This window comes from Dactylosporangium sp. NPDC049140 (assembly GCF_040648435.1).
Map to the genome: position 1 here is coordinate 74,103 of NZ_JBEZDS010000044.1, position 11,815 is coordinate 85,917.

General features: G+C 72.4%; 8 protein-coding genes. 3 read left to right on the top strand and 5 right to left on the bottom strand.

Features of this window, described 5'->3' with window-relative positions; all coding sequences use genetic code 11:
* Positions 1 to 20 precede the first annotated feature (20 nt).
* The 5 genes from AB0B76_RS44890 to AB0B76_RS44910 all read right to left on the bottom strand — a co-directional run bounded on the left by AB0B76_RS44890 (position 21) and on the right by AB0B76_RS44910 (position 7,218).
* Positions 21 to 959 (bottom strand): hypothetical protein, encoded by a 939-nt coding sequence (locus AB0B76_RS44890; protein ID WP_360387806.1) that lies wholly within the window; start codon positions 957 to 959, stop codon positions 21 to 23.
* Positions 956 to 3,433 (bottom strand): SMC family ATPase, encoded by a 2,478-nt coding sequence (locus AB0B76_RS44895; protein ID WP_360387809.1) that lies wholly within the window; start codon positions 3,431 to 3,433, stop codon positions 956 to 958. Before AB0B76_RS44895 ends, AB0B76_RS44890 begins: the two co-directional genes overlap by 4 nt.
* Positions 3,430 to 4,575 carry an exonuclease SbcCD subunit D gene (locus tag AB0B76_RS44900; protein ID WP_360387812.1) on the bottom strand — a complete coding sequence of 382 codons (1,146 nt, stop codon included), beginning with the start codon at positions 4,573 to 4,575 and terminating at the stop codon, positions 3,430 to 3,432. Before AB0B76_RS44900 ends, AB0B76_RS44895 begins: the two co-directional genes overlap by 4 nt.
* Positions 4,576 to 4,588: 13 nt before the next feature.
* Positions 4,589 to 6,364, bottom strand: coding sequence for an ATP-binding protein (locus AB0B76_RS44905; protein WP_360387815.1), 1,776 nt, complete (start codon positions 6,362 to 6,364; stop codon positions 4,589 to 4,591).
* A gap of 182 nt (positions 6,365 to 6,546) precedes the next feature.
* Positions 6,547 to 7,218: a pyrimidine reductase family protein gene (locus AB0B76_RS44910; protein WP_360387869.1), complete on the bottom strand. Its 672-nt coding sequence runs from the start codon at positions 7,216 to 7,218 to the stop codon at positions 6,547 to 6,549.
* A gap of 183 nt (positions 7,219 to 7,401) precedes the next feature.
* On the opposite strand from AB0B76_RS44910, the gene AB0B76_RS44915 reads away from it, so the two are divergent.
* The 3 genes from AB0B76_RS44915 (at position 7,402) to AB0B76_RS44925 (ending at position 11,814) form a co-directional block, all read left to right on the top strand.
* On the top strand, positions 7,402 to 7,947 hold the full coding sequence (locus AB0B76_RS44915; protein ID WP_360387817.1) for a plasmid pRiA4b ORF-3 family protein: 546 nt from the start codon (positions 7,402 to 7,404) through the stop codon (positions 7,945 to 7,947).
* 1,486 nt (positions 7,948 to 9,433) lie between these two features.
* Entirely contained in the window at positions 9,434 to 10,747 is a 1,314-nt protein-coding gene (locus tag AB0B76_RS44920; protein ID WP_360387819.1) for an extracellular solute-binding protein, read from the top strand.
* Positions 10,748 to 10,836: 89 nt separating this feature from the next.
* A complete protein-coding gene (locus tag AB0B76_RS44925; RefSeq protein ID WP_360387822.1) occupies positions 10,837 to 11,814 on the top strand; it encodes a sugar ABC transporter permease in 978 nt (325 codons plus the stop codon).
* The last annotated feature ends 1 nt before the right edge of the window (position 11,815 follow it).

Here is an 11,815-nt window from a genome sequence, read left to right on the forward strand (position 1 = left end):
GTCGTAGCGCGGTGGAACCTTCACGCCGCGGCCCGCGAGAGGGCGCGGTGCAGCAACCGGGGGTCGCCGAGCATGGCGCGCAGCTTACGCTCCAGCCCGGCGATCGGCACCAGGTTCTGCGGCGCCCGCGGGTCCTTGTACGCCTGCGAGGCGAACCGCGGCAGCGTGACCGCCGACAGGTGCGCCAGGGCCACGGCGTCCGCGTACGTCAGATCGGCCGAGCACTCCGCCCGCACGATGCCGGACCAGGGCGCGCCCGCGGGCCCGGGCAGCCGCAGGTACCACGCGAACCGGTTCCACGAGGTGCCCAGCAGGAACACCGGCGTGCGCTGGCCGCCCCGCAGCGCGGTGACGACGGCGGTCAGTTCGGCCGGCAGGTACTCGACCCGGTGCGTCTTGATGTACCCCAGCGCCCGCGGCAGGTGCGCCCGCTCCTGCAGCGGCCCGTCGACGATGAGCAGGTCGCCGTCGGCGCGCTCCTCGCCGGAGACGCCCACCTCCAGCGCCCGCATGTGCCGCTGCACGCCCAGCGCGAGGTCCTTCGGCTCACCGCGGGAAATGCGCCGGGAGGGGTACCGGATGTTGCCTGCGACGACCGCCGGAACGTTCTCGGCGGGCGTGAAAAGCCCCCGCTCGATGCGCGTGGTGGCGATCTGCGCGGCGCCCCGGTCCAGCTCGCAGCGGACGACCCCGGCGGCGTAGGAGGCGGCGATGCCCGGGTGCGTGGCGCCCTCGTCGTCGGTGATCCAGACCCGCGCGTCGATGCGCTGCACCCCGTCGACGATGAGCACCGTGGCCGGCGGCGCCAGCCCGGGCGGCGGGTCGATCGGCCGCCACGCGTCCGCGGGCAGCTCCACGCCGGGCTCGACCTGCGCCGTGCTCGGCGCCTGCGGGCCCGACTCGCCGGCCTCGAACGACTGGCCGTAGCCGGGGTCCCAGGCGTCGACGAACAGCTTCACAGGCCCACCCGCTCGATCCGGGCGGTACGCGCGTCGCGGCGTACCTCGAAGCGCACCGGGATACGCTCGGCCAGCGCGCCCACGTGGGTGACGACCCCGACCATCCGGTCGCCGCGCGCCGCCAGGTTCTCCAGCGTCACCGCGACCGTGTCGAGCGTCGCGGTGTCCAGGGTGCCGAAGCCCTCGTCGAGCACGATCGACTCCAGGCTCGCCGAAGCCGCCGAGAGCCCCGCGAGCTGTTCGGACAGGGCCAGCGCCAGGGCGAGCGAGGCCTGGAACGTCTCCCCGCCGGACAGGGTGCGCACGGCCCGGCGCAGGCCCGCGTCGTGGTGGTCCACGACGAAGAACTCGCCCTTCTCGTGCCCGAGGTCATACTGCCCGGAGGACAGCTCGCGCAGCGTGCGCGACGCCCCCTCGACGAGCGTGTCGAGCGCCTCGGCGAGCAGCCAGCGTTCGAACCGGTCCGCCCGCAGGTGCTGGGCGAGGGCCTTGGCGATCTGCGCCTCGCGGCCCACCTCGTCGCGCTGCTCGCGCATCCGCGCGGCGTCCGCGCGCCGCTCCTCGATCCGGCGCCGGGCCGCGTCCGCGCGCTCGAGCGCGACCGCGGCGTCGCGGGCCGGGTCGCCGCCCGGCGCGGGCAGCCCGGCCTCGGTGAACCGGGCGGCGAGCTCGTCGCGGATGCCGGCGACGCCCCGCTGGGCCGCGCTCACCTCGTCCTGGGCCGCCGGGCGCCCGGCCCGGCGGCGGCCCGCCTCGCCCGTCGCCCAGCCGTGCAGCGTCGCCCAGGCGTCGGCGAGGTCGTCGCGGTTGGCCGGCGGCGGCCCGAAGGACGCGAGCCCGTCGCGGGCCCCGTCGAAGGCGCGCCAGGCGCTGCGCAGCCGCTCCTCGGCGGTGTCGGCCTGCCGGGCGGCGCCGCGCTGGGCCTCGCGGGCCTTGCGGACCTCGGCGCCGGCCTGCTCCAGGCGGCGGGTGAGCGCGGCGATGCCGTCGAGGTCGCGCTGCAGCGCCTCGGGCGCGGGCGCGCCCTCCAGCTCGGCGTCGAGCTCGGCCAGCCGCCGCTCGAGCTGCTGGGCGTGGGCCCGCGCGGTGGCGAGCGCCCGGTCGAGGTCGCGCGCCGAGCGGTCCCGCTCCTCGACCGCCTTGTCCGCGGCCTCGCTGCGCTTCCGCGCGCGCTTGCCGGCGGCCTCCGCGGCGGCGACGGCGGGCTCGTGCGGGACGGTCGGCAGCTCGTGGACGGTCTGGGTGCACACCGGGCAGGCGTCGCCGACCCGCAGGTGCGGGCGCAGGGCGACCGCGCGGTCGGCGGCGACGGCGGCCTGGTAGGCCTCGCGGGCGGCCTCGAGCTCGGCCAGGGCCGAACGCGCGTCCGCGCGGGCGGACTCCAGCGCCGCGGCGGCCTTGCGGTGCTCGGCCTCCGCGCCGGTCAGGGTCGCGCGGACCGAGCCGGACTCGGCGACGAGGCGCGCCCGCGCGGCGTGGTGGTCGAGCAGGCGGCGCAGGGCCGTCGCGTCCCCGGCCGACTGCAGCTCGCCGCGCAGCTTCTCCTCGCGCTCCTCGGCGGCCCGGGCGGCATCCATCGCCCCGGCGACCGCGGCGCGCGCGGTGGCGGCGGAGGCGGCGAGGCCGGCGGCGTCCGGCGGTACCGTCACCGCGGCGAGCCGGCCGATCTCCGCGTCGAGGGCGGCCAGCGCGGTGGCGGCCTGGCCGGCGAGCCGGTCGGCGTCGGCCAGCCGGGGCACGATGGCGTCCACGGCGGCGGTGACCCGGCCCAGCGCCTCGACCCGCGCCGAGGCGGCGGCCAGGGCGGCGTCGTCGATGTCGGCGAGGGCGTGCAGCTGGTCGTCGAGCACCTTGAGCCGGGCCTCGGCGGTGGTGGCCTCGGCCTGGGCCCGCTCGCGGATCTTGCCGTACACCTCCAGCCCCAGCAGGTTGACCAGGATCTTCTGCCGCTCGGCCGGCTTGGCGTGCAGGAACGCGGCGAACTCGCCCTGGGGCAGCACCACGCACTTGGTGAACTGCTCGTACGGCAGCCCGACGACGGTCAGCACGGCGGTGTCGACCTCGCCCGGGGTACCGGCGAGGACCTCGGCGATGTCGTCCTGCTCGAGCCCGAACTCCAGCTTGGCCAGGTCGAGCCCGGGGGCGAGCATCTCCAGACCGGCGTGCTTGGTGGTCACCGCGCCCTTGGCGTCGCGGCGGACGACGCGCGTGAGGACGTACCGCATCCCGGCCGACTCGAAGATGAGCCGCACCCGCGCCTCCGCGGCCGACGGGGCCAGCGCGTTGGCGATCGCGCGCCGGTCGCCCCAGCGGGGCACGGTGCCGTACAACGCGAAACAGATGGCATCGAGCACCGTCGACTTGCCCGAGCCGGTCGGCCCGACCAGCGCGAAGAAGTCCGTGTCGGTGAAGTCGACGGTGGTGGGCTCGCGGAACACGGTGAAGCCGTCGAGATCCAGGCGCACGGGCCTCATGAGTGCATCACCTCGTCGTGCAGCCGGTGGAACAGAGCCACGGTCGCCTCGTCGGCGTGCCCGCGCTGGTCGAGGTAGTCGGCGAAGAGCTCGCCCGCGGAGCGGCCCGCGCGCGGCGCCTCGCCCGGCCCGGCGCCCGGACCCGGCAGCAGCTTCGGGTCGATGCGCACCTCGAGGGCCTTGGGCAGCAGGTCCTGCACCTCCTCGCGCAGGCCGGCGCGGGGCGACTCCTGGACGTACACCCGCAGCCAGGCATCGCCGGTGTCCAGTGTGGACAACTGAGCGAGGGTGCCCCGCACGGTGCGCAGGGGCGTCACGACGGGGAGCGGCACCTCCCGCACCCGCGCCGCGATGCCCGCGGTGACGTCGACGACGGCGACCGAGACGAGGTTCTCCTCCTCGCCGAAGTCGATCGGCAGCGGGCTGCCGCTGTAGCGGATCGGGCAGGGGCCGGCGACCGACTGGGCGCGGTGCAGGTGCCCGAGCGCCGCGTAGTGCAGGGAGGAGGGGAAGACGGTGGCCGGGACCGCGTACCCCATGATCGAGTGGGCCTCCCGCTCGCCGCCGCCCATCGTGGCGCCGATGACGGTCAGGTGGGCGGTCAGCAGGTTCACCGTGTCGGCGGCGAAGCCCTGCGCGAGGTGGTTGATGAGGTCGCCGATGTAGTGCGCGTAGGACTGGGTGATCTCGGCCGCGGTGAGGTCGAACATCTCGCTGGCCCGCACCGCGTAGCGCTGGGAGAGGAACGGCAGGGCGACCAGCCGCCACTGCTCGCCGTCGCGGGTCGTGCCCGGGATGAGGTGCTCCTCGGGCCGGCCGATCGCGCCGCGGATGGTGATCCCGGCCGCGTCGGCCCACGGGCGCAGCGCGTCGAGCGCCTTGCCGTTGTCGTGGTTGCCGCCGATGACGACCACGTCGGCGCCGGTCTTGCGCAGCGCCGAGAGGCCGCGGGTGACGATCTTCGTGGACTCGGCGGTGGGGCTCGCCGTGTCGTAGAGGTCGCCGGCCACGACGATCAGGTCGGGCTGCTCGGCCTTCGCCACGTCGACGAGCCCGTTGATCGCCGCGATGTGGTCGGCCGATCGCGACTGTCCCTTGAGGACCTTGCCGACATGCCAATCGGAGGTGTGCAGTACCCGCAAAAGCTTTCCCTTCCTAGAAAGGAATCTCGTCGTCGCTGATGCCGCCGGCGCCGACCCGGGCCACGACCGCGAACGGGTCCGCCCCCGCGGCCTGGGCGATCGAGCGCAGCGTCGCGGCGGGCGGGGGGCCGGCCTCCGCGGGCCGCGTCGCCCACGAGGGGAACGGGAACTCGATGCACAGCGGCACCGGGATCTCCGGCTGCGACACGAACATGGTGCCGGGCTTGGCCAGCAGGGCGCGCTGGCGCTGGGCAGGCGGGAGGAAGCCGTACTCCGGCCGCGACGCCTCGGCCGGGTCGAGCCGCCCGACGACCCGGATCGCCGAGTTGGCCACGATCCGCCGCTCCACCTCGCTGGCGGTCTGCTGCGCGCCGATGAGCACGACGCCGAGGGAGCGGCCGCGCTCGGCGATGTCGAGCAGCACCTCCTTGATCGGGCTGGTGCCCTCCCGCGGCGCGTACTTGTTCAGCTCGTCGAGCACCACGAACAGCAGCGGCTTGGCCGTGCCGGCCTTCTCCTTGCGCTCGAACTCGGTGCGCAGCGTGACGCCGACGACGAAGCGCTGCGCCCGGTCGGGCAGGTTGTGCAGGTCGACGACGGTCACCTGGGCCGACTCGGCGGTGTTGATCTGGTGCGGCTTGCGCTGGGCGAGGTCGCCGCGGATGAGCCGGGACAGGTCCTTCTTGCTGCCGATGAGCCGGCGCGCGAACGCGTTGACGGTGCCGAGGCCGATCGCGTTGCCGGCCCACTGCCCGCGGGTCGCGTCGTCGTTGAGCTGGTCGACGAGATAGTCGACGAGGTCGGCGTACGAGTTCAGGCGCGTGCCGTCGACCGCGACCCCGCCCTCGGCCGGCTGCGCCACGCGCGCCAGGTGCGCGGTGACGGAGTGCACAACCATGGTGTACTGCTGCCGCTCGTCATCGGCGTCGGCGAACACGTACGGCAGCAACCGGTCGGCGCAGAACTCCGTCAGCGTCCAGTAGAAGGCGTCGACGCCGGACAGGCGGCTGCTCACGTCCGGGGTGCCGGAGGAGTCGCCGGCCCGCGGCGGCGCGTAGACCCGCACGTCGGGGAACGGCCCGGCGACCAGCCCGAGGCGCGCGTAGGCGTCCTCGGTGGCCTGGTTGAGCCGGCTGTTGGGATGGTCGAGGAAGAGCAGGTCCTCGCCCTTGACGTTGAAGATGAGCGCGCGGGTGTTCGCGGTCTCGCCGGCGCCGCCGAGCACGCCGGAGCGGAAGACCGAGTACAGCAGGAAGGTCGCGAAGCTCGTCTTGGTGGCCACGCCGGAGATGCCGGAGATGGAGACGTGGGCGCCGCGGCTGCCGTCGAGGAAGTCGGCGTTGAGGAACATCGCGGCGCCGTCGCGGCCGAAGCCCATCGGGATGGTGCGGTCCATCCGGTCGAAGTAGAGCGCCCCGGCCCGCGCGTCGCCCTGGGCCCGGTGGACGAGCGCGCCCGGGGTCGGGGGGACGTACACCTCGGGGTCGACCCGGGTCGTGGTGATCTCGGCGGCCTCCTGGATGGTGGCCGGCAGCGTGCCGTCGGCGACCAGGAACACGTCGGAGTCGAAGACGACGCCCTCGTGGCGGGCCCGGACCGCGGTCACCACGCCGGCGATGGTCACGGGGTCGTGTCCGGGAAGGTCACGCTGCGTCACCACGACGTCGTCGAGCTGGAGGTAGGCGCCGTCCTCGACGGCGACCCAGAACGTCAGCGGCGTGGCGTCGGCGGTGCCGAGCACGCGCCCGACGACCGGGCCGCTCGAAGCGGCGGCGGACTCGTCCTCCATGCGGTTCGACCCCCAGTACAAGTGTTCGCCTGTGCATCGTGCCCCACGCCGGCCATCAGGGCGAAGGCACCACGCCACGGTGGATGGATGAGTGTCCTATTCATCTGGACAAACCCGGACGAACTCCCCTTTGTCCACAGGCTTACGCCGCCTTGTCCACAGGCCTGTGGACGGTCCTGTGGTTAACGAGCGTGCCGGAGGAACAGCAACTCGTCGTCGAGCAGGACGTGACGGAGAGTGAGGTGTTGCGGGGCGCCGGCCGAGTGGCCCCCGGTGATCCGGCCCGCGCCCGGGCCGGCCAGCAGCGGCGAGAGGGTCAGGCACAGCTCGTCGACGAGCCCGGCCGCGGTGAGCGAGCCGAACAGGCGCGGACCGCCCTCGCTGAGCACGTGGTCGAGCCCGCGCCCGCGCAGCGCGGCCAGCCCCGCCGCGAGATCCACCTCGTCCTCACCCACGGTGATGATCTCGGCCACGCCGGCCAGCCGCCCGGGGTCGTTGCCGGCCCGGGTGAGCACGATCGGGCGGACCGGCGCCGCGGCCAGGGCATCCTGCGCCGGGTCCAGATCGAGCCGCCCGGACACGATGACGAGGGTGGGGTACTCCCGCAGGCCGTTCGCCCGCCGCCAGGCCCGGCGGTCGGCGTCGAGGCGCAGCGCGTGGTAGCCCTCCTCGCGGACGGTGCCGGCGCCCACCACGAGCGCGTCGCAGAGCATGCGCAGGACGCCGAAGACGCGCTTGTCGGCCGGCCCGGACAGCGGGGCGCTGCGCCCGTCGACGTGCCCGGCGCCGTCGAGGCTGGAGACGAAGTTCATCCGCAGCCAGGGCCCGGGCGGGGTTCGATAGAGGTCGACCAGATCGGGTTCGGCGACGGGGACGGGCCAGAGCTGCTGCACCGGCCGACTTTACTGCGGCGCTCGGTCTTCGTTCGGACGTGCTTCGTTCGGACGTGCTTCGTTCGGACGTGCTTCGTTCGGACGTGGGGAGATCGGATCGTAGGGCTGCGCCGCGGGTGGGGCGCACCCCACAATGGCTGGACCATGGCTCGCATGATCTATCAGCTGCGTATCGCGCTGGACGCCGTCGAACCGCCCGTCTGGCGGCGCGTGCTCGTGCCCGGCGGCTTCACGCTGGACCGCGTGCACCGTATCGTCCAGCTGGCGATGGGCTGGGGCGACCGGCATCTGCACGTGTTCGAGGTCGACGGGGTGCAGTACGGCGTGCCCGATCCCGACGGTCTGCTCGAGGTCCGCGACGAGCTCGATCACCGGCTGGACGAGGTGGCGGGCAAAGGAGAGCGGCTGCGGTACACGTACGACTTCGGCGACTGGTGGGAGCACGACCTGGCGGTCGAGGACGTGGTCCCGGCCGACCTGGGCATCCGGTACCCGATGTGCACGGGCGGGGAGCGCGCCTGCCCGCCGGACGACGTCGGGGGACCGGGCGGCTACCACGACTTCCTGGCCGCGTACGCAGACCCACATCACGCCGACCACGAGACGATGCGATCGTGGCTGGACCGCGAGTTCGACCCGGCCGACTTCGACCCGGCGCGGGCAACCACCCTGCTGCGGCGCATGACGTAGCTGTTTTTCGCGCTCCCTTCGGTCGCTCCCCATTGGGGGAGCTCCGCTCCACCCAAACCCCTCCCACACGTGGGTCGCCGTCCGGGGGCGAAGGGGCCGGGCTCGTTCGACTTAAGGCCTTCACTGCCGCGCCACCGCATCCCCCTCCGGACGCGATTTCGCACCGTGCTTTCGCATCCGCGCGCCTCCGAATCGCACCACCGCATCCGCGCCGCGCCTCCGCGCGTGCCGTCGCGTCTCCGCGCCTGTGCCGTGCCTCCGCGCGTACTTCCGCGCCGTGCTCGCGCCTCCGCGCCGTGCAGGGCTTCCGCGCCGTGCTCGCGCCTCCGCGCCGTGCAGGGCTTCCGCGCCGTGCTCGCGCCTCCGCGCTTGCCTTGCATCTCCGCACCGTGCCGCGCCTCCGCGCGTGCCTTCGCGCCGTGCTGGGCTTCCGCACCTCCGTGCCGTGCCCGCGCCTCCGCGCCGCGCAGTGCCATGCTCCGAGCCTCCACGTGTCTTTGCGCCGCGCCGTGCCCGCGCCTCGGCGCCGTGCAGTGCGGTGCCCGCGCCTCCGCGCGTGCCTTCGTGCCGCGCCGTGCCCGTGCTCGTGCCCGCGCGCGTGCCTTCGCGCCGTGCTGGGCTTGCGCGCCTCCGTGCCGTGCCGTGCCCACGCGTCCGCGCCGCGCGGTGCCATGCTCCTTGCCTCCACGCGTCCTTTTGCGCCGCGCCCGCGCCTCCATAGGTCTCCGCGCCGTGCCGCGTATCCGCGCGTGACTCCGTCTCCGTCTCCACGCCCTGCAGTGCCCGCGCCTCCGCGCTGTGCAGTGCAGTGCCCGCGCCTCCGCGCGTGACTCCGCCTCCACGTCTTGCACTGCCGGCGCCTCCGCGCTGTGCAGTGCCCGCGCCTCCGCGCGTGACTCCGCCTCCGCCTCCACGCCCTGCAGTGCCCGCGCCTCCGCGCGTGACTCCGCCTCCGCCTCCACGCCCTGCACTGCCGGCGCCTCCGCGCGTGGCTTCGTGCCCGGTGTCCGCGCCTCCGCGCCGTGCCTCCGCGCGTGCATTCGTGCCGCGCCCTGCCCGCGCCTCCGCCTCCGCGCGGTGCCCTCGCGGCGCGGCCGTTTGGGGGGAATCGGTGGCGGTGTCCCAGCTCTCAGGGGTCCTAAACAAGTAACTTTCAGTTCACATGGGGCCCTAACCAGCACCGGTAACGCACAGTAGAGGTTTTCCGGCCCTAGAAAAGCCGCCAATCCGGCGAAATGCTCCCTTAGAAATCTTGCGGTAACGAAATGGGAACGCTCCCATTGCCCCATTGACACGCTGCCGTTCGCGGTCCAGTCTCATGGGAGCGCTCCCGCGGCTGTGGCCGGTGACACACCCCGCGGCCGTGGGAGACATCAACTCGCATGTCCGCCTTACCGCGCCGGCGGGGCTTTTGCATGCCCGTCGCCGTACGCATCAACACCCCACACACCACCCACACCCATCACGACCTGAGAGAGGGGTCAGGATGAGCTTCACCTCGCGCCGCATGCGATCCGTCGCCGCGGCCGCGCTGACCGTCGGGCTCGCCCTCGGCATCGGCGCCTGCAGTGCCAAGAAGGACGATGCTGGATCCGACGGCAGCTCCGGCGGCCCGGTCACGATCTCGCTGTCCTACTTCGGCACGCCCGGGTTCACCCAGGCGGTCAAGGACTTCGAGGCCGCGAACCCGAACATCAAGGTGGACGTCAAGAACGAGGGGCAGACCAAGGACTTCGTGCCGAAGCTGGCCCAGCAGCTCTCCGCGGGCAGCGGCGCGAGTGACGTGGTCATGCTCGAAGAGGGCATGCTCCTGCAGTACCTGAAGGACAACAAGCCCTTCGCCAACCTGCTCGACCTCGGCGCGCAGTCGCTGGAGAGCGAGTACCTGCCGTTCAAGTGGAAGAACGCCTTCACCGCGGACGGCAAGAAGCTCGTCGGTCTCGGCACCGACGTCGGCCCGCTGGCCATGTGCTACCGCACCGACCTGTTCCAGAAGGCCGGCCTGCCGACCGACCGTGAGGCCGTGAGCAAGCTCTGGCCGACGTGGGCGGACTACATCAAGCAGGGTGAGACCTTCAAGTCGAAGAACACCGGCGCGGCGTGGCTCGACTCGGCTACGTCGATCATGCAGCCGTACATCATGCAGAACAGCGAGACCTGGTTCTACGACAAGAGCGACAAGTACATCGGCGACACCAACCCGGTGGTCAAGACCGCGTACAACCTCGGTCTCGACATGGCCTCCAAGGGCCTGACCGCGAAGCTGCAGCGCTGGGCCGCGGACTGGGACGCCGCGTTCAAGAACGCCGCGTTCGCCACCGTGCCGTGCCCGCCGTGGTACACGGGTGTCATCAAGGAGCGCGCCGGCGACGCCGGCAAGAACAAGTGGGACATCGCCTCCATCCCCGGTGGCGGCGGCAACTGGGGCGGCTCGTACCTGGCCATCCCGGAGCAGAGCAAGAACAAGAAGGCCGCGTTCGAGCTCATCAAGTTCCTGACCGGCAAGCAGGGCGGCATCGACGCCTTCAAGGAGGCGGGCCCGCTCCCGTCGTCGCAGTCGGCCCTGTCGGACCCGCAGATCACGGGCGCGACGAACGACTACTTCAACAACGCGCCGGTCGGCAAGATCTACGTCGACGCCGCGAAGACGCTCAAGCCGATCTACCTGGGCCCGAAGCACCAGGCCCTCTGGGAGAACGCCTTCGAGCCGGCCATGCAGGCCGCTGAGCAGGGCAAGCTGAGCGCTCAGGCGGGCTGGGACAAGGCCATCAAGGACAGCAAGGCGCTGGCCGAAGGCTGATCGGTTCCCCGATCGACACCGGGCGGAGGTGGCGGCAACTCGCCACCTCCGCTCGCCAGCGACCGGCTACGGAAGAAGGACCACCAACCATGACCACCAATGTCGAGGTCGCCGGGCCTCGCCACGGGCGGAGGGACCCGGTGACGCCGCCGCGGCGGCGCTCATCGCGCTTCGGCAAGCTGGACATCAGGTACTCGCCGTACCTGTTCGTCGCGCCGTTCTTCCTGCTCTTCGCGGTCTTCGGCGCGTACCCACTCGTCTATACCGCGATCCTGTCGCTGCGCAAGAACACGCTCACCGGCGGCGACCAGGGCTTCGTCGGCTTCGAGAACTACACCAAGGTGCTCTCTGACGAGCACTTCTGGACGGTCATCGGCAACACGTTCGGCCTGTTCATCGTTGCCACCGTGCCGCAGCTGATCCTGGCGCTGATGATCGCGAGCTGGCTGAACAAGAAGATGCGCGCCCGCACTGCGATCCGCATGGGCGTGCTCATCCCGAACATCACCTCCGTGGCCGCCGTCGGCATCGTCTTCGGCCTGATCTTCGCCGACCGCTACGGCCTGGCGAACTGGCTGATCCAGACCGTCGGCTTCCACCCGGTCGAGTGGCGCAACCACCGCTGGTCCTCGTGGACGGCCATCGCCTTCATGGTCGACTGGCGCTGGACGGGGTACAACGCCCTGATCTACCTCGCCGCGATGCAGGCGGTCCCGAAGGAGCTGTACGAGTCGGCCTCCCTCGACGGGGCCTCGGCCTTCCGCCGCTTCTGGCGGATCACCGTGCCGCTCATCCAGCCGACGATCCTGTTCACGGTGATCATCTCGACGATCGGCGGCATGCAGCTGTTCACCGAGCCGCTGCTGTTCAACTACGGCCGGATCCAGGGCGGATCGCTCAACGAGTTCCAGACGGTCGCGATGTACATCTACGAGACCACGTTCACGAACAACTTCAACGTGGGCCGAGGCTCCGCGATCTCCTGGCTGCTCTTCATGATCATCCTCGTCTTCGCCCTGATCAACTTCGTGCTGGTGCGACGCTCGGTTAGGGGGCAGACGCAATGAG

What these genes read in the sequence shown, in the direction of transcription:
- AB0B76_RS44895 (WP_360387809.1), bottom strand. Translation starts at nt 3,433, where the DNA reads ATGAGGCCCGTGCGCCTGGATCTCGACGGCTTCACCGTGTTCCGCGAG.
- AB0B76_RS44905 (WP_360387815.1), bottom strand. Translation starts at nt 6,364, where the DNA reads ATGGAGGACGAGTCCGCCGCCGCTTCGAGCGGCCCGGTCGTCGGGCGC.
- AB0B76_RS44915 (WP_360387817.1), top strand. Translation starts at nt 7,402, where the DNA reads ATGGCTCGCATGATCTATCAGCTGCGTATCGCGCTGGACGCCGTCGAA.
- AB0B76_RS44920 (WP_360387819.1), top strand. Translation starts at nt 9,434, where the DNA reads ATGAGCTTCACCTCGCGCCGCATGCGATCCGTCGCCGCGGCCGCGCTG.
- AB0B76_RS44925 (WP_360387822.1), top strand. Translation starts at nt 10,837, where the DNA reads ATGACCACCAATGTCGAGGTCGCCGGGCCTCGCCACGGGCGGAGGGAC.